Source organism: Antarctobacter aquimaris (genome assembly GCF_900184945.1).
Lineage (GTDB): Bacteria > Pseudomonadota > Alphaproteobacteria > Rhodobacterales > Rhodobacteraceae > Maliponia > Maliponia aquimaris.
Genome location: NZ_FXYF01000012.1, coordinates 1 through 16,265 on the forward strand (window position 1 = coordinate 1; position 16,265 = coordinate 16,265).

General features: G+C 65.2%; 14 protein-coding genes and 3 pseudogenes. 7 read left to right on the top strand and 10 right to left on the bottom strand.

Annotation, left to right across the window (positions count from 1 at the left end):
• Window positions 1–203, top strand: a pseudogene (locus tag MAA8898_RS26350) (IS110 family transposase); the annotation flags it as partial.
• A gap of 237 nt (window positions 204–440) precedes the next feature.
• Here MAA8898_RS26350 and MAA8898_RS18550 read toward each other — a convergent pair.
• A pseudogene (locus MAA8898_RS18550) lies at window positions 441–1,068 on the bottom strand (IS630 transposase-related protein); the annotation flags it as partial.
• A 475-nt stretch (window positions 1,069–1,543) separates the two neighbouring features.
• Here MAA8898_RS18550 and MAA8898_RS26825 point away from each other — a divergent pair.
• The 4 genes and pseudogenes from MAA8898_RS26825 to MAA8898_RS18565 all read left to right on the top strand — a co-directional run.
• Window positions 1,544–1,933: pseudogene (locus MAA8898_RS26825) on the top strand (LLM class flavin-dependent oxidoreductase); the annotation flags it as partial.
• Between the two features lie 178 nt (window positions 1,934–2,111).
• Complete coding sequence (locus MAA8898_RS26830) at window positions 2,112–2,438, top strand: hypothetical protein (protein ID WP_245853487.1); 327 nt, start codon at window positions 2,112–2,114, stop codon at window positions 2,436–2,438.
• Window positions 2,404–3,228 (top strand): SDR family NAD(P)-dependent oxidoreductase, encoded by an 825-nt coding sequence (locus tag MAA8898_RS26595; RefSeq protein ID WP_094022659.1) that lies wholly within the window; start codon window positions 2,404–2,406, stop codon window positions 3,226–3,228. Before MAA8898_RS26830 ends, MAA8898_RS26595 begins: the two co-directional genes overlap by 35 nt.
• The gene (locus MAA8898_RS18565; protein ID WP_094022526.1) at window positions 3,221–3,604 is read left to right on the top strand and encodes a nuclear transport factor 2 family protein; all 384 of its coding nucleotides are present in this window, start codon (window positions 3,221–3,223) and stop codon (window positions 3,602–3,604) included. The genes MAA8898_RS26595 and MAA8898_RS18565 overlap by 8 nt, the downstream gene beginning before the upstream one ends.
• A 154-nt stretch (window positions 3,605–3,758) precedes the next feature.
• Here the strand turns inward: MAA8898_RS18565 and MAA8898_RS18570 are convergent, their stop codons facing one another.
• Window positions 3,759–4,379, bottom strand: a complete 621-nt coding sequence (locus MAA8898_RS18570; protein ID WP_176445223.1) for a substrate binding domain-containing protein — start codon at window positions 4,377–4,379, stop codon at window positions 3,759–3,761.
• A gap of 21 nt (window positions 4,380–4,400) precedes the next feature.
• On the opposite strand from MAA8898_RS18570, the gene MAA8898_RS26355 reads away from it, so the two are divergent.
• On the top strand, window positions 4,401–4,736 hold the full coding sequence (locus tag MAA8898_RS26355; protein ID WP_176445224.1) for a hypothetical protein: 336 nt from the start codon (window positions 4,401–4,403) through the stop codon (window positions 4,734–4,736).
• Between the two features lie 67 nt (window positions 4,737–4,803).
• On the opposite strand, the gene MAA8898_RS18575 is transcribed toward MAA8898_RS26355, so the two are convergent.
• From MAA8898_RS18575 to MAA8898_RS18605, 7 genes are all read right to left on the bottom strand, one after another.
• Window positions 4,804–6,084 carry a glycerate kinase type-2 family protein gene (locus MAA8898_RS18575; protein WP_094022528.1) on the bottom strand — a complete coding sequence of 427 codons (1,281 nt, stop codon included), beginning with the start codon at window positions 6,082–6,084 and terminating at the stop codon, window positions 4,804–4,806.
• A gap of 3 nt (window positions 6,085–6,087) precedes the next feature.
• Entirely contained in the window at window positions 6,088–6,774 is a 687-nt protein-coding gene (locus tag MAA8898_RS18580) for a D-lyxose/D-mannose family sugar isomerase (protein ID WP_094022529.1), read from the bottom strand.
• Entirely contained in the window at window positions 6,771–8,048 is a 1,278-nt protein-coding gene (locus tag MAA8898_RS18585) for an amylo-alpha-1,6-glucosidase (RefSeq protein WP_094022530.1), read from the bottom strand. The genes MAA8898_RS18580 and MAA8898_RS18585 overlap by 4 nt, the downstream gene beginning before the upstream one ends.
• 9 nt (window positions 8,049–8,057) lie before the next feature.
• Window positions 8,058–9,098 carry an ABC transporter ATP-binding protein gene (locus MAA8898_RS18590; protein WP_094022531.1) on the bottom strand — a complete coding sequence of 347 codons (1,041 nt, stop codon included), beginning with the start codon at window positions 9,096–9,098 and terminating at the stop codon, window positions 8,058–8,060.
• 28 nt (window positions 9,099–9,126) lie between these two features.
• Window positions 9,127–9,966 carry a carbohydrate ABC transporter permease gene (locus MAA8898_RS18595; protein ID WP_094022532.1) on the bottom strand — a complete coding sequence of 280 codons (840 nt, stop codon included), beginning with the start codon at window positions 9,964–9,966 and terminating at the stop codon, window positions 9,127–9,129.
• Window positions 9,963–10,808 carry a carbohydrate ABC transporter permease gene (locus MAA8898_RS18600; protein WP_094022533.1) on the bottom strand — a complete coding sequence of 282 codons (846 nt, stop codon included), beginning with the start codon at window positions 10,806–10,808 and terminating at the stop codon, window positions 9,963–9,965. The genes MAA8898_RS18595 and MAA8898_RS18600 overlap by 4 nt, the downstream gene beginning before the upstream one ends.
• 98 nt (window positions 10,809–10,906) lie before the next feature.
• Window positions 10,907–12,049 (bottom strand): ABC transporter substrate-binding protein, encoded by a 1,143-nt coding sequence (locus tag MAA8898_RS18605; protein WP_245853478.1) that lies wholly within the window; start codon window positions 12,047–12,049, stop codon window positions 10,907–10,909.
• A gap of 442 nt (window positions 12,050–12,491) precedes the next feature.
• Between MAA8898_RS18605 and MAA8898_RS18610 the strand changes: the two genes are divergently transcribed.
• On the top strand, window positions 12,492–13,526 hold the full coding sequence (locus tag MAA8898_RS18610; protein ID WP_094022535.1) for a LacI family DNA-binding transcriptional regulator: 1,035 nt from the start codon (window positions 12,492–12,494) through the stop codon (window positions 13,524–13,526).
• A gap of 314 nt (window positions 13,527–13,840) precedes the next feature.
• Here the strand turns inward: MAA8898_RS18610 and MAA8898_RS18615 are convergent, their stop codons facing one another.
• Entirely contained in the window at window positions 13,841–15,775 is a 1,935-nt protein-coding gene (locus MAA8898_RS18615; protein ID WP_094022536.1) for a multicopper oxidase family protein, read from the bottom strand.
• Window positions 15,776–16,265 lie beyond the last annotated feature (490 nt).

Sequence of the window (16,265 nt, forward strand, 5' to 3'; positions counted from 1 at the left end):
TGCCGTATTTGGGCGCCATGGCCCAGATCATGGTCCGGCGCAGGAGCCGCCATCCGGGAACGGACTGGCTGTCGCGGAAGCTGGCAACCAAGGAGACGAGGGTCGTCGCGATAGCCTTGGCGAACCGGATGGCGCGGACGATTTATGCGCTCCTGCGTGACGGCACGAGCTACAGACCGCAGGTCAGGACGATGCCCGGCTGAGAACGGTCTGACGGAATGGCAAGGCGCAGCGTGAGGTGATGGCGCACTGACGGAAATGGCGAACGGGAACACCCCGATGAATCCGAAGCGCACGAAAGCGCGTTCGATTGAGTGGGAGCCTTCAGCCAACGCGGAAATTCATCATGGCGCGCAGCACAAACGCTGCATCTCGACGCCGAATACATGGCCGCAGCCGACCAGACGTCAGAAGCTCAAAAAGCCCTTGCCAAGCAGGAGCCATCCATACAGGCGCGCTGAGTTCGTCGATCCGCAATCCCGCAATGAAGGTCTGGGTGTGCCAGTGTCCGAAGGGCGTATTGGCTTCCAGCCGGGTACCGCGGGCGGATCGGCCCCGCAGTCGTGTCATCCTTGTCGTGACGGCAGTTTCATCGATGAAGACCGGCCGATGCGGCTCAAGGCGCATCCTTGGCATTCGCCTGCGCCGCCACTCGTACCTGGCGGCGCGGACCCGTTTGCGCAGTCGCTCCGTCGCGATCAGGGTTTTTTTATATGTGAACCCAAGGCGATGGATAAGATATCGCGACAACATCGCCGGTGTGGCGGTGACGGAATGTTCCTGCTGCCGCGCATCGGCCAGTTCAGGCATGGTGATGTCCGGTTCGGCTTTCACCCGCGACTTGAGCCAGTCTGAGACCTTGTCGAGCTTGCTGCGGCGCGGGCGCCCCTGAGGCGCGGCTTGCACGCCACCCGTTCGCCTCTTGCGTTGCATGATCCGCACCGCACTTGAAGCCGAAATGCGCAAATGCCGCGCAGCTTCATGGCAGGAAAGGCCATCATCAACCAGAGCGACAACACGCTCCCGAATATCCATTGATAGCGATTTGCCCGTGATCCACCTCCACATATGGTGAATCACAAAATCAGACCCGTGGGAATCCACTCGATTCAGATTTCAAGGACGCCGCTCTAGCTCAACGAGGCACCAGACACCTTCGCCTAAGCCCACGCCGCCCTGCACGGGCTCATCAAAATGGAGCTCAGGTTGAACAACGAAGCCGATGCCGCCTTGGCGGAGGGGTGCAAGGGGGCGTGGGTGATGAGTGCGACCTACACGCCCACCATCAGATCGGCGCGGATGGGGTGATCGTTGCCTGATTTTGACATACAATACCGAACGCTCAAGCTTGGAATCCCCCTTACGGCAATTTCCACAAGTCCGATCATGGCATCACCCCCGATCGCCAGATCACCGACTGGTCGGGCAAGCAGGCCGATATCGCGCTGGCCAACATGATGACCGCGCAACCAACTCCGTCTTTCGTCCCGGACGCATCAGCATCGGTCTGGTGGTGCCGCTGGATGCACATGGCCACGACGCGGTGCCCGACCTGACGCGCCAACTCGAACGCGCCCAACTGGCCGATGCGCAGGGGTTTTCGGCGCTCTGGCTGCGCGATGTGCCGTTCAACGTGCCGTCCTTCGGCGATGCAGGCCAGCTGTTCCACCCGTTCGTCTATCTGGGCGCTCTGGCGATGACGACGCAGGACATCGCGCTTGGCGTCGCCAGTGTCGTCCTGCCGTTGCGCCATCCTGCGCATGTGGCCAAGGCCGCAGCCTCTGTAGAAATAATCTCGTGCGGGCGGCTGCTTCTGGGTGTCGCCTCGGGCGGCCGGCCCGAGGAGTATCCCGCGCTGAACATCACCTTCGACGACAGGGGCGCGCGGTTCCGCGACAGCTATGAATACACCCGCGCCCTGGCCGAGGATCATCCCCGCCAGGAAAATCGCCACGGCACGCTTAACGGCGGGATCGACATGCTGCCAAATCCCCGTGGGTGGCCGAGGGCCACTTCTGATCACCGGGGGCAGCCAGCAGGCGCCCGAATGGGTCGCCCGGAATGGCGACGGCTGGTCGATCTGTCCTCGCGATGCCGCCAGTCAAGGGCGGTTGGTAGCCGATTTCCGCTCCCTGATCGCCGAGGCCGGGCTGCCGGGAAAACCGGTGATGCAGTCGCTCTTTGTCGATCTGCTGGCCAAACCCGACGCAGACCCCCGTCCGAGCCATCCAGGCTTCCAATCGGGCACGGACTTCCTGCGGCATTACCTGACAGAACTGCGCGCGTTGGAAATCAACCATGTGGCGCTGAACTTCCGGTTCAACGGGGCCGAAAATGGAGACCACAATGAAGCGCCTGGCAGACGCGATTCTGCCAGGTTTCACAATTCAGGAGCCAATTTGCATGCCCAAGACGATCCTCATTACCGGCGCGACTGACGGTATCGGCCTCGAAACCGCCCGTCGCCTGTCCACGGATGGCCACCATCTGCTGATTCACGGTCGCAACACGGACAAGCTCTGCAAGACGGCGGCTGACCTGCGTGCCATGCCGGATGCCGGCCCGGTCGAAGCCTGGCGGGCCGACCTTTCCGATCTGTCGCAAGTCGCCCGTCTTGCGCGTGACGTGCGCGCAGCACACAGCCGCATCGACGTTGTCATCAACAACGCGGGTGTCCTCAAAACCGATCATCCGACGACTACCGACGGTCAGGACGTGAGGTTTGTCGTGAACACGCTGGCCCCGGCCTTGTTGACGCGACTGCTGCTGCCTGCAATCCCGCAAGGTGGACGTGTCGTGCATCTGTCTTCGGCCGCGCAGGCACCTGTCGATCTGGCGGCGCTTTCGGGGCAGCGCGCGCTAGAGGCGATGGAAGCCTATGCCCAGAGCAAGCTGGCCTTGACGATGTGGAGCCAAGCGCTCGCCTCGGAACTCGGCAAGGATGGCCCTGTCACCGTCGCGGTGAACCCCGGCTCTTTGCTGGCCACCAACATGGTGCGCAAGGGCTTTGGCGTGGCCGGCAACGATATCGGCATTGGTGCAGATATCCTGGTCCGAGCGGCCTTGACGGAAGAATTTTCCGACGCCTCGGGGCTGTATTTCGACAACGATACTCTCCGGTTCGCCCCGCCCCATGCCGATGCTGCAAATGCGGCAAAGCTTGCCGGGGTCGTCGAAGCGATAGAAAAAAGGATCGTGGCGTATTTGCAGGCGGCCAGAGATGCCTGATCTCGACACGATGAAGCGAGACGTCATTGCGTTCTACGAGATGATGTTCAACGACTGCCGTCCCCGCGAGGCAATCGAGCGATACGCGGGGCAGGGCTACATCCAGCACAATCCGCATGTCAGCAGCGGCAAGCAGGGCTTTATCGACTACTTCGAGCGCATGGCGACCGAGTATCCGGGCAAGCGGGTCGAGGTGAAACGCGCGTTTGCCGAAGGCACCCATGTTATCCTGCATTGCCATCAGATCTGGCCCGGCGGGTTGGAATACGCAGGCATCGACATCTTTCGTCTGGATGACAGCGGCAAGATCGTCGAGCATTGGGACGTTCTTCAGGAACTGCCCACGATCAGCGCCCACGATAACGGAATGTTCTGAGAGGCGTTGACCCGGTTTCCACTTCTCTTGGTGGGCCGGGGCCGCGACAAATGAACGGTCAATGGGCCGATGCGACGCTGCCGTCTCGTCGAAAGGCACGGGAAGTGGGTCGCACGGACCTGATCTGTTGAAACTGGCGCGAGGCGACAGGGCATCAGAGCAACCGGCGCGGTTCCCTGTCGACGAAGAAGTCTATCAAGCGGCGGGTCAACAACTTTTGCGGGCCGCTGTCTGGCCAGACGGCAAAGACGCCAAGCTCCGGCATCGTCCAGTCGGGCAAGACCCGGGTCAAGCGGCCCGCGTCGATGTCGTCCTGGACCTCCCGCAGCGGCAGATGACGGATACCGAGCCCCGCGAGAACGGCCGGTCTGGCCGAAGCGATGGTGTCGACTTCCTGCCGGACATGCTCGGGGTCGACGGCGATGGCCCGGCCGCCCCGCTGAAGCGTCACAGTTCCGGACAACATCGAAACGCCGATGAAATCGCAGCTGGCAAGGTCGTCCAGAGATCGAACCGGCTGCCGGGTTGCGAGGTATCCCGGCGCAGCTACAAGCACGGTTTCGAAATGCCCTAGGCGGCGGCTTTTCAGGCTGCTGTCTGCCAGCGTGCCCAGCCCGATGGCGAGGTCGAAACCCTGCTTCACAAGGTCGGCGGGGGCGTCGCTGCTGCGCAACGAGATCCTGATCAGCGGGTGCCGTTTGGCGAATTCCCAAAGCGCCTGACGCAAGTGCAGATGCTCGCCCCAGGCGGGTTTGGTGATGCGAAATGCGCCCACCGGCTCTTCGTTTTCGCAGCATTGCACACGGTTCTCTACCTGAACGACGAGGGTGCGGTCGCCGTCACGGGAGGCGACCTGCCCAAGTTCTGCATCTGGACGGGCTGGTTGGCTTTCCTGGTTTTCGTGCCGCTGGCCATCACCTCTTCGGACTGTTTCGTCAGCAAGTTGGGAGCCGACTTGAAACCCCGGCAACACGCGACCTATGCCGCGGCGGTGCTGACGCTGCTGCACTGGTCGGCGCTCCATGATCGGGACGGCCTTGGTGGGGCGTTGGCTCATTTCGTCCCGCTGGGCCTGCTGGAGGCCTATCGCGTGTGGTACTTGTACCTGCGACCGCGGCCGCAGGTGGCCTGAGGGGATCGTCAAAGGAACAGGCGGGCCCGCGCACGGGTCCGCTTCACACCGGCTGTCCAGCGGGTCACTACCTGCTCGGCAAGATCAGGATAGCACGGAAATCGTTAACGTTGGTGAGGGTTGGGCCGGTCACGATCTGCCCCTCCACATTCGCGAAGAAGGTGTGGGCGTCGTTGCGGGCCAGTGAATCCTCCGGGTCAAGGCCGAGACGCCGCGCCTCGGTTAGGGTCGCCGGATCGGCAAAGGCTCCGGCCACCTCTGCCGCGCCATCCACTCCGTCGGTGTCGCAGGCGAGGACATGCAGTCCAGGGCTTCCGTCGAGCGTCAGCGCCGCTGCCAGAACGAACTCGGCGTTCGGGCCGCCGACCCCGTCACCGCGGCGTGTCACCGTGCATTCACCCCCGGACAAGAGCAGCAGGGGTCTGCCCGAGGCCGCGACCTGCGCCTGGAGAGACAGTGCATACCTCGCCTGCGCCGCCCCCAGTTCACGCGCTTCGCCTTCGAGTGCGTCCCCCAGCATGCGCACCTCGCATCCGGCCGCCGCGGCGACTTCGGCTGCCACCGCCAGCGACTGTGACGGCGCGGCGATGATGCGTGTCTCTGCCCCTGTCAGCCGTTGGTCATCCGGCGCCACGACCGAGGAGGGACCGGCAAGAGCCACGCGGACGGCGGGCGGCACGTCGATGCCGAACCGGTCAAGGATGGCGCGCGCGTCGGCGGGTGTGCCGGTCTCGCCCACCGTCGGCCCCGAGGCGATCTGCCCGGGATCGTCGCCCGGCACGTCCGAGATGAGCAGCGTCAACAGGCGCGCCGGGTGGCAGGCCGCGGCCAGTTGGCCTCCCTTGACCCGGCTCAGGTGCTTGCGCACCACGTTCATCTGGCCGATGGGCGCACCGGAGGCGAGCAGCGCGCGGTTCACCGCCATCTTGTCGTCCAGCGTCAGCCCGTCGGCGGGGGCGCAAAGCAGCGCTGACCCGCCGCCAGAGATCAGGGCGATGACCAGATCATCGGGCCCGAGCCCTGCCACGAGGTCGAGCAGCCGCCGCGTCGCCGCCAGCCCGGCAGCATCGGGCACCGGGTGCGCGGCCTCGACGATCTCGATGCCCTTGCAGGGCCGGGCATAGCCGTAGCGCGTGATCACCAGCCCCTTGCAGGGGCCGAAGTGGGCCTCGACCGCCTCGGCCATTCGGGCGCTGGCCTTGCCGGCGCCGATCACCACCAGCCGCCCCTTGGGGCGCTGCGGCAGGTGCGCGGCCACGACCCGCATCGGATCGGCGGCCGCGACGGCGCGCTGGAACAGGTCCGTCAGGAACGCACGCGGATCGGTGACCGGAGACAGCCCCGCCATGGCTCAGCGCAACCAGGTCCGGTAGTCGCTGACCAGCAGATGCGTCGGCGCCACGTCCTCCTCGATCTCGGCAAAGCGGCCGATCGGGTCGCGAAAGATGTTGTCGGTCTCGTCGTCGTTGACGGTACTGACTTCGCCGATCAGCACATCGCCGCCCTCGCCCCAGAAGGCGTGCCAGTCGCCGGGGCGCAAGGTAACGCTTTCACCGGGGGCAAGGCGCAGCTTTTCGCCAGGCGCATAGGCGCGCTGGATGCCATCGCACCACACGACGCCGCCGCGATCCTCGGCGCAATTGCCTTCGTGGTCCGAGCCGTAGAGTTCGACCACCAGCGTGGCGCCGCCACGGTTGATGATGTCCTCGGCCTTGAGCACGTGGGTGTGCACGGGCGACAGCTGATCCTGGCGCGAGATCAGCAGCTTTTCGGCGTAGCACATGCCCCGGCCGCATTGCAGGTCGGTCAGCAGACCGTTGCGCAAGGTGAACAGGAACAGCCCCATCTCGTCAAAGCGGCCCGCGCCGTAATCGGTGATGTCCCAACCGCAGCGCGCGGCGATGACATGGCGCGCCGCGTCCTTGCGCGCCGTGAATTCGTCGGGCGTCCAGTAGGCGAAGGGCGGCAATGCGAAGCCGAAGCTGCGGATCATGTCGTCCGCCTCTGCCATGATCTGGTTGATGCGAGAGCGTTTCATGCCGGCGACTTCTCGGTGTTCAGGATTTCGATGACCATGGCGGCGGTCCAGGTGAAACTGCCGCCGCCGCAGGGTTCGGCGGTGATCGGGTCGTAGTATTCGGCGAACCCGCTTTCCTCGATCAGGCGGATGCTGTCGGTGTCGATGCGCTGCGCCATCCCTGCCTGGCCGGCCTCCTTCAGCCCGTCCGAAATCATGTAGTTCACGATCAGCCAGACCGGGCCGCGCCAGTAGCGCAATCCGTCATACTCCGGCGCGGTCGGGTCGTGGCTGGGCACCATGAAGCGGGCGCTTTCCGCCAGTGTCGCGATGCGGGCTGCGACAGCCTGTGCCCGGGCGTGCGGAATGGCGCAGAAGGCCGCGAGCAAACCGCCGATGGACGGGCTGTCGATTTGCTTGCCAGCCGCACGGTCGAAACAGACGTACTGGCCCAGGCCGTCGTGCCAGAGGCTGTCCATCGCCGCGATGCCGCGCTCGGCAAAGGCGCGGGAGTCGGCGGCGATCTCGGTCTCGCCAAGCTGCTGCGCCAGGTCGGCCAGGTCGCTGCACGACCGGATCAGGATCGCGTTGAAACCCGGATCGACCATGCGGAACGGCGAGGCGTCGTGCAGCCTGGTGTTGTCCCAGCCGAGACTGCGGAAATGTTGCACCAACCAGATATAACGCTTGTATTGTTCGTCGGTCGGGCGGTGAGCCGGGTTTGCGTGCGAGGTGTCGCGACGCTGGAAAGGCGCCACACCTTCGGTCGGCACGCGGGCAAAGGCCTCGTCCCAGTCGACCGAGTTGTCGCGCCCGGATTCCCAGGGGTGGATGATCGCGACCAACCCGGTGCCCTGCGGATCGCGGTTGCGGTAGAACCACTTGTGCCAGGCATGGATGCGCGGCAGCAGGGCGCGGGCGCGCCGTTCGGCCATCGCCTTGTCACGGGCGCGGTCAAAGATGCGGCGTACGGCAAAGCCGGTCACCGGCGGCTGGGTGATGCCCGATGTGGGGATGCGCCGCGCCGTGCCCCAGACGTCGGGGCCGGGGAAATAGCCGTCGTCCATCTCGTGAAAGATGATGTGCGGGACCTTGCCGTCTTCCCACTGGTGGTCGAACAGCGTCTCGATTTCGGTCCAGGCGCGGGCTTCGTCGTAATGCGCAAAACCGAGGGCGCTGAGCGCCGAGTCCCAGTTCCACTGGAAGGGATACAACCCGTGGGTCGGCACGGTGTAATGGCCACGGTCGTTGCGGGCCAGGACCGCGCGGGCCTGGTCGATCAGGTCTTGTCTCATGGTGTGTCCTCAGGCGACGGCGCGCGTGGTTGCGGGATCGAACCAGCGCACCCGGTCGGGTTGCGGGGCAAGGGTCAGGTGGTCGCCGGGCTTGACCGACAGATCGCTGTCCAGCACGGCGCGGAACAGGGCGCCGTCGAGGTCGCAGGTGACCAGCAGATGCGCGCCCAGCGGTTCGACCACCCGCGCCTTTGCGGTCAGGCCATCGTCGGCCAGGCGCAGGTCCTCGGGGCGGATCGCGAATTTCAGCGGCTTCCCGCTCTGCGGACCGTCCAGCACTTGGCCTGCCACGGCCCATTTTCCGCCGCCCTTGGGCGTTGCGGGCAGGAAGTTCATCGGCGGGTTGCCGATGAAACCCGCGACGAATTCTGCCGCCGGGTTGCGGTAGACCTCCAGCGGCGTGGCCGCCTGCACGATCTCGCCCTTGTGCATGACGCTGATGCGGTCGGCCATCGACATGGCCTCGACCTGGTCATGGGTGACGTAGATCGCGGTGGTGTTGCTTTCGGCCAGCACGCCCTTCAGCTCGGCCCGCATCTCCATCCGCAACAGCGCGTCGAGGTTCGACAGCGGTTCGTCCATCAGGATCACGTCCGGCTCCATCGCCAGGGCGCGCGCCACGGCGACGCGCTGCCGCTGGCCGCCGGACAACTCACCCGAGTAGCGCTTCAGCAACTGGTCGATGTGCATCAGCCCGGCGGTCCGCTCGACGCGGCGTGTGACCTCGTCGTTGGGCAGCTTCTTCATCCGCAGGCCGAACCCGATGTTCTCGAACACCGTCAGGTGCGGGAACACGGCGTAGTTCTGGAACACCATCGCGATGCCGCGATCCTTGGGGGCCAGGTGGTCCACCCGGCGCCCGCCGATCCAGACCTCGCCGGTGGACGCGGTTTCCAGTCCGGCGATGATCCGCAGCAGCGTGGTCTTGCCGCAGCCCGACGCGCCCAGCAGCACCATGAATTCCTGGTCGTCGATGGTGAGGTTGATGTCGTGCAGCGCGGTGTAGGCGCCGAAAGTCTTGGCAACATTCTTGATTTCGATGACAGCCATTTTTCTGGTTCCTTTCGCTCGCCCCGCCTCAGCGGTTGGCGATGCCCCACATGGCAAAGAGGTACTTGCGCACGGCAAAGATGAAGATCAGCGCCGGCACGACGAGGATGAAGCCGCCCGCGAACTTCAGGTGCAGGGGCGCTTCGCCCAGCGTCTGAAGCAGGAACGCGGTCAGCGTCCGGTTTTCGATGGTCAGCACCGCCGCCGCGAAAACCTCGTTCCACGAGATCACGAAGGCGAAGATCGCGCTGGCGGTGATGCCGGGCAGGATCAGCGGCAGCACCACCTTTGTGAAGGCGGTCAGCCGCGTGCAGCCCAGCGTCCAGGCCGCCTCTTCCAGCTCGATCGGGATGCCCGAGAAGACCGAGAAGGTGATCAGCACCGCAAAGGGCAGCGCCAGCGTGGTATGCACCAGCGCCAGGCCAAAGGCCGTGTCGTCAAGGCCGGTGCGGATGAACAGCACGGCGAGCGGCAGCGCCAGCAGCGGCAGCGGAAACGCCCGGGTGAGCAGGATCAGCAGGCGGAACAACTCCTTGCCGCGAAAGTCGAACCGCGACAGCGCGTACCCGGCCGGCGCGCCGATCGCGATCGACAGCACCATGGTCATCACCGCGACGATGACCGAGTTCTTCAGCGCCGTCAGCATCCCGGCGAAATTGGCGAAGAAGGTCAGGCTGCCCAGGTCGAAGGCCGGGACAAAGGACTTGGGAAAGGCGCTGACCGCTTCGGGGGACGACAGGGTGTTGATCAGCAGGAAGTAGAGCGGCACCAGCACCCAGGCACACAGCAGCACCACGGCGGCGACATAGACCAGGCGGCCGGTCTTGCGAGCATCCGGGGCCGCGACTTCGGTCGTGACGGCGGTCATATCGTGGCTCCTTTCGGGACGCGCAGGGCGCGCAGGATGACAAGGGTGAAGGCAATCGAGATGCCGAGCACGATCAGCGCCAGCGCGGCGGCTCCGTTCGAATTCTGCAGGTCGAACTGGTAGGAATAGATTTCACCCATGAGGACCGGGTAGAGCGTGCCGCCCAGCGCCGCGACGACGGCGAAGACCTCGAAGGCCAGCACCACGCGCAGGATCAGCGCGGTCTGCAGCGAGGGCCGCAGCAGCGGCAGGGTGATCCGGAGGAATTGCTTCCACCGCGAGGCGCCAAAGACCTCGGCCGCTTCGTAGTATTCCTTGGGGATCAGGCCGATCCCCGCGACGATGATCACCAGCATGATCGCCGTGGCGCGCCAGATCTCGGCCAGGGCGATGGCGACGAAGACCAGCATCGGGTTCTGGTAGCTCAGCAGGCTCATCGGTTGTTCGACCAGGCCAAGCCCGTGCATCATCGAGTTCAGAAAGCCGGACTGTTCGAAGATCGCCAGCCAGATGATGCCGGCGGCCAGGTCGGAGATGCCCAGCGGGATCGTCCAGATGTACAGCACCATGTCGCGGCCCTTCTGCATCCGGGTGACCATCGTGGCCATCAACAGCGACAGGGCCAGCTGGACCGGGACGACCGCCGCGGCCAGTAGCATGTTGTTCTTGAGCGAGATCGGGAATTTCCAGTGGCTGGTGACTTCCCGGAAATTGTCGAGCGTGAACCCCGCGCCCTGCGTGAAGGCCTGCTTGGCCACGAGCGCGAAGGGGTAGAGGAAGAAGACACCGAGAAACAAGGTCACAGGCAGGATCAGGACATAGGGCAGCAATCGGGCGTTCATCGGATCGCTCCTTCAAGGGCCGCGCGGGCACCGTTGGACAGTCTTGCGACGCGGTCCGGGCCGCGAGGGCCCGGACCTGGGTCGGTGACGGGAGGGGCTCACTCGACCGGGCAGGCACCTTCGGACGGGGCGTCGGGTGCCCAGCAGGGCGCGCCGGTGTCTTCCATGATGGCGGCCAGCGTCTTCTTCTGGTCCTGCAGGACGGACTCGATCGGCTGACCGGCCAGGATGATCCGTTCAAAGGTGTCGACGAACACGCGGTTGAAGTCACCGCCCTTGTCGCCCAGACCCGACGGCAGCAGCCCGGGGTTCGCGTCGGCGGCGCTGCTCATCGCGGCGACGGCGGCACCGGCGGCCTTCACGGCGGGCGGCAGGTCCTCCGGCAGGTCGACCGCGACCACCGGGAAGAAGCTGGTGGAGCGCAGCGTGGCGATCTGGGTCTCGGGCTGCATCATGTAGGCCACCAGCGCCTTGGCCGCGTCCATGTCGGGTGCAGTGCGCGGAATGGCGATCCCCGCCAACACCGGCATGAAGCCGCGTCCGGTCGGGCCGGCCGGGGCCGGGAAGGCGACAAAGTCGTCAGGCCGGTCGTTGAAGGCCTGCGCCAGGCGCGAGGTGTGGTCAAAGACGATCCAGGCGTCGCCCGACAGCAGCTGCTCCTGCATGAACGAGAAGTTGGTCGAGGCCGGGTTGGTGTGCGCCCAGAGTTCGCGGAACTTTTCCCAGGCGGTCACGGCCTCGGGCGAGGCGAAGGTGCGGACGACGCCATTGGTGTAGGACGGATAGAGGTAGCCCTGGAAGAAGCGGTGCTTCAGGCCCTTCGGACCGGCGGGAAAGCCGAACTTGGGCTGGCCGGTCGCCTCGTGCACGTTGGCGGCCCAGGCGATCAGCTGGTCGTAGGTCAGCGCGTTGATGTCGGCGCCTTCGGGCAGGTACTGGAGCGCTTCCTTGTTGGCGGCCATGATGTAGCTGGCCTGCATCCAAGGCAGGTACTGCATCGTGTCGGTGCCCAGCATGGCCAGCTTGTTGAACGACGCGCTGGTGGATTTCAGCCCCAGGTCACTGAGGTCAACCAGGTCGTCGGGGTTGAGCGCCGAGAAGTTGCCGTCCAGCGCACCCAGCACGCCGATCGCGCCGGAACCGGCCTGGAGTTCCGCCTGGAGGCGGGTCAGCCAGGGGCCGTCCTCGTTGGGCTGGTAATCGACGCTGTCGCCGAAGCCGGAAAGTACCTGCTCGCGCATCGCTTGTGCCTCTTCCACAGGGCGGGCCTGAGTCGACCAGAACAGAACGTCTGCCTGCGCTGCCGCGGCAGAGCACAGGATGGCGAGACCGGAGACGGCGCCGGCTATTTTCGAATGTAGAGACATGGGGTCCTCCCAGAAGATGACGTTTGTGGCCGGCCTCCCTGCCGGCGCCAGATGGAGACTCCGCCGCCGCCCCCGTGATGATCGGAAAGCGTGGACTTCGTCGGATCGGGGACACCCGGCCGCGATCTGACCCGCGGCGAATCCTCCCTGACTGCGATCCAGTTTGATATAACGATATATCTTCTGTCAATCAGATTTCTTCGCGCCAAACGCCGCCATTGGCCACGAATATAGCCCCGGTCGGACGGTCTTCTTGATTTTCTGGTCTGGGCGGGGCAGTTTGTGACTAATCGTTCTATCAGTCATGGGGCAGGGGATGTCGGGCAAACCCACGTTGGCCACGGTCGCCAAGGAAGCCGGCGTGTCGATCCCGACCGTCAGCCAGGTCCTGCGTGGCACCGGCCGGATATCCGAACAGACACGGGACAAGGTGCTCGAGGCGGCACGAAAGCTTCACTACGTGCCCGACTCGCGCGCCGCGGCGATGCGGTCCGGCGAAAACCGCGAGATCGGCTTTGTCATCAACCAGCTGCTCAACCCGTTCAACGCCGAGGTCGTCAGCGGTGTCGTCGACCTTCTGGAGGCCGAAGGCTACATGGTCTCCATCGTCGACACGCGCGACGACGCAGCGCGCCAGGACCGCCAGTTGCAGGCGTTCATCCGGCACGGCCGCGGCGGTCTTCTCTGGGTGCCCGCGATGAACACGCCGGACGCGACCTTTGACCTGCTCGCCACGCACGGAATCCCGACCGTCACCTTTCTGCGCCACGTGCGGCGCGATCTTGATCATGTCGGGATCCGCAACGCCGAGGCGACGGCCACCGCGACCGCCTATCTCGCCGACCTCGGACACCGGCACATCGCCTATCTCGGCGGCACGGACATGACGGTTGTTCGCAAGGAACGGATCGACGGATACCGGACTGCGCTGGCCGAACGGAACCTTGGCCCCGGTCTCGTCTGGGATTCCGAGGACAACAAGCTGGCAGGTCTCGATGCCATGACCGCCCTGCTGCGCGCCCATCCGGAGATCACCGCCGTTGTCTGCAACGGCGACATGGTGGCCTTGGGCGCCAGCCTGGCACTGACGCGCCTTGGGCTACAGCCGGGCCGCGACGTGTCGGTGATCGGCTTCGACGACATCCAGGACGCCGCCGTCGCCACCCCGCCGTTGACGACGATGTCCGTTTCGCCTCGGAAACTCGGTCGCAAGCTGGCAAGGACGCTCCTTGACAGGATCGAGGACCCGGACATGCCGCCAACGGTATCAGAACTGAGCGCTGAACTCGTGGTTCGGGAAACGACAGGGCCTGCCCTCTTCACCCCCCCAAGAGAAACCACTGGCCGCTGAGGCAACCATCGAGATGGATATCGTGTTCCGCCGTTGACGCAGCACCTCAATTGCAGAGAACGTTCGGTCCTGGTCCCGTTCCCGCCCGAAGCAGCACGGTTCAAAAACGATGATAGCTCGAATAGTGCGATCACGGCGCACCAACTTCATGATGGGAAACGCCGGTTCGCGTCACAGCCATCGGGTGTGTGCCCCAATTGACCCTTGGGCGGCGTTACGCGCAGCTGTCATCGGACGACGGGCCATCGCTGATGGATCAGCTTGGGCCGGCAGGCGCCGCCTCGCGGCGCGACGGCGGTTTCGTTGGCCCGGTCTCAGTGGTTGCCGTGGGCTGCCGAGTGGCCCTGGGGCAAGACGATCTCGATGTTCTGCATCATTCCCTGATCCTCGTGATCCAGGATGTGGCAGTGCAGCACGAACTCCCCGATGTAGCGCCGATACTGGGTGCGCACGCGCATGGTGTAGCGCGCCGGTGTGCCGTCGGGCATGGCGCCCGCGTTCTTGACCCAGAGCGTGTCCTTCCAGACCCCCTTGAGCCCGGCGAATTGCGGATCAGGCGCCTCGCCCGGCTGCGTGCAGCAATCGTCGACCGCGCCCGCTGCGCTGACGTCCCTGCCGTTGGGGTCGAGGATTTCGAGGATCTGGAACGGGTTGACGTGGATGTGGAACGGGTGGCTCACGAAATCCGAGGTCAGCGTCCAGTCTTCGACCGCGCCAAGTGGCAGTTGGCGGTCGATGCGGCCCGGTTCGTAGGGCTTGCCGTCGATCATGAAGAGGAGAGGCGACTGCGAGGTGTCGATGAAGAAGGTCAGGTGCTGCTCGCCGATCTCGGTCGTTTCCGGCGAAAGCCCGGCGAGGCTGTGGTGCGGCACGAAACGGGCCAGTGACAACCCGTTCTCCAGATCGGCGACGACGGTGTCGACCATGTCGGCCGGCATGTTGATCCGGGCCGCCGCGGCCAGTTCCGCGGTCAGGTGGGCGTCGGCGTCGAAATCCGGGATCGGCGCGCCCTCGACCTCGATGAAGCCCAGCAGCTTGCGCGCCTGTGCGGCGCCGTCAACGGCCGCCGAGGCCGCGATCCGTTCGTCGATGGCGCAGTAGGTGCCGGGTGTGTCAAAGACCACCAGCGCGTCCCAGCGATAGCCGGGCTGAAAAACCGCATCCGTCGTGCGCATGGCCCGGCCGGTCGTCAGCCCATCGGCCGCGATCAGGTGAAAATCGACCGGCTCGCCGGTGCAGTGCTGACCGATGTAGCTGTCGGAATCGGTCAGGCTCATGTCGTCGATCTGCGGCGCGTTCTCGTCGCGCTTGAGGAATTGCAGGCGGATCGTGTCACGCACGCCGGCGTGGATCATCCGCAAGCGTTCGATCTCGCCGGTGCGCATTTCGGCCAGCGTCGGCAGGACATGCCCGTTGATGCTGGTGAACCGTCCGGACTTGTCCCAACTGCCCGGGCCGAACTGGTCATAGCTCTCGATGGTGCCGACGCTGCCGCGCGGGCAGATCCAGCGCCCGGTGTCAGGGTCGGTGCGGATCTGCGAATTGCCGTTTGCGTCCGTGTAGGTGCAGGCATAGGGCACCTGCAGGAACACCATAAGCCGCTCGCGGAAGGGCTGGGTTTCGGTCGGGCGCAACAGGACGTCGATGTCACCGTTGGACTCGGGCGTGGGGGCGCGGTCACCCGTCAGCACCAGGGCGCCGGCCATGCCGCTGCCCACCTGCAACGCGGTCGATCCGTGACGGTGCGGGTGATACCAGAACGTGCCTGCCGGATGGTCGGGCGGGATGTTGTATTCGTACTCGAACGTGACGCCCGGGCTGATCGACAGCAGCACGTTGTCGCTGTTGCCCGTAGGGTTCACCCACAGGCCGTGGCTGTGCAGGTTGGTGGTGTTGAAACAGTGCGGGATGTTCGGAGAGCGGTCCCAGTTGTCGCAGAGCAGGTCCTCGGGCAGCCGGTTGTCCAGCCTCACGCGCACGGTGTCACCTGGCCGGGCATAGATGCTTGGCCCGACATAGGGCGCCTTTGGGTCAATCCCGTCGCCGGTGTATCCGCGCAGCCGCACCTGGTCGTACCGACGTTCGACGGGGTCCCAGATCTGGTTGGTCACGTATTCGATGCCCAGATCAAAGACCACCTCGCCGGATGCGGGTGCCAGCGCGGTCAGCCGCGACAGCGCGTCGTCTCCCGTCTCGGCCGCAAGTCGCGGGGGATCGGCCAGAACCCGCGTGTCGGGTTCCTGTCCCATGACGGGCCAAGCCGCGACGAGGGGAAGGAAGAGAGAGACCGACAAACGACGTAATGTCATGGCAAAGATGTCCTTCTGGAATTGCGGTCGACCGAACGTCGAAAGACGGTACCACGCTGGCGCGAGCCACCAAAACGATTCCTCACCTATTGCATGTGCGGATCCGCGCCCATTTCTCCCTCTGATCGCAAGCCTTGCAGCGTTGGCCCAGGCGGAACGGACGAGTGGGCGGGGGAGACGCCAAGGGCGCGCAGCGGACTGTCGGCGCTTGGCCGTGCTTGCCGCCTCGGTCGGGCACCGCGACCTGCGGCCCGACCAAGACGGTGAACCTTGGCAGCAGGACACACCGACCGCGACAGTTCGATGACGCTGCGAACGCTCAGGATCACTCGGGGGTTTGTCAGACTCGGAGGGTCGAGGGATGGCCCCGATCCGGACATCGGGCATGTCGCAGAGGCCAACGAGAGGCTCGACCGCAGCCTGTCGCCAT

What these genes read in the sequence shown, in the direction of transcription:
- MAA8898_RS26595 (WP_094022659.1), top strand. Translation starts at nt 2,404, where the DNA reads ATGCCCAAGACGATCCTCATTACCGGCGCGACTGACGGTATCGGCCTC.
- MAA8898_RS18565 (WP_094022526.1), top strand. Translation starts at nt 3,221, where the DNA reads ATGCCTGATCTCGACACGATGAAGCGAGACGTCATTGCGTTCTACGAG.
- MAA8898_RS18575 (WP_094022528.1), bottom strand. Translation starts at nt 6,084, where the DNA reads ATGGCGGGGCTGTCTCCGGTCACCGATCCGCGTGCGTTCCTGACGGAC.
- MAA8898_RS18580 (WP_094022529.1), bottom strand. Translation starts at nt 6,774, where the DNA reads ATGAAACGCTCTCGCATCAACCAGATCATGGCAGAGGCGGACGACATG.
- MAA8898_RS18585 (WP_094022530.1), bottom strand. Translation starts at nt 8,048, where the DNA reads ATGAGACAAGACCTGATCGACCAGGCCCGCGCGGTCCTGGCCCGCAAC.
- MAA8898_RS18590 (WP_094022531.1), bottom strand. Translation starts at nt 9,098, where the DNA reads ATGGCTGTCATCGAAATCAAGAATGTTGCCAAGACTTTCGGCGCCTAC.
- MAA8898_RS18595 (WP_094022532.1), bottom strand. Translation starts at nt 9,966, where the DNA reads ATGACCGCCGTCACGACCGAAGTCGCGGCCCCGGATGCTCGCAAGACC.
- MAA8898_RS18600 (WP_094022533.1), bottom strand. Translation starts at nt 10,808, where the DNA reads ATGAACGCCCGATTGCTGCCCTATGTCCTGATCCTGCCTGTGACCTTG.
- MAA8898_RS18605 (WP_245853478.1), bottom strand. Translation starts at nt 12,049, where the DNA reads ATGCGCGAGCAGGTACTTTCCGGCTTCGGCGACAGCGTCGATTACCAG.
- MAA8898_RS18610 (WP_094022535.1), top strand. Translation starts at nt 12,492, where the DNA reads ATGTCGGGCAAACCCACGTTGGCCACGGTCGCCAAGGAAGCCGGCGTG.
- MAA8898_RS18615 (WP_094022536.1), bottom strand. Translation starts at nt 15,775, where the DNA reads ATGGGACAGGAACCCGACACGCGGGTTCTGGCCGATCCCCCGCGACTT.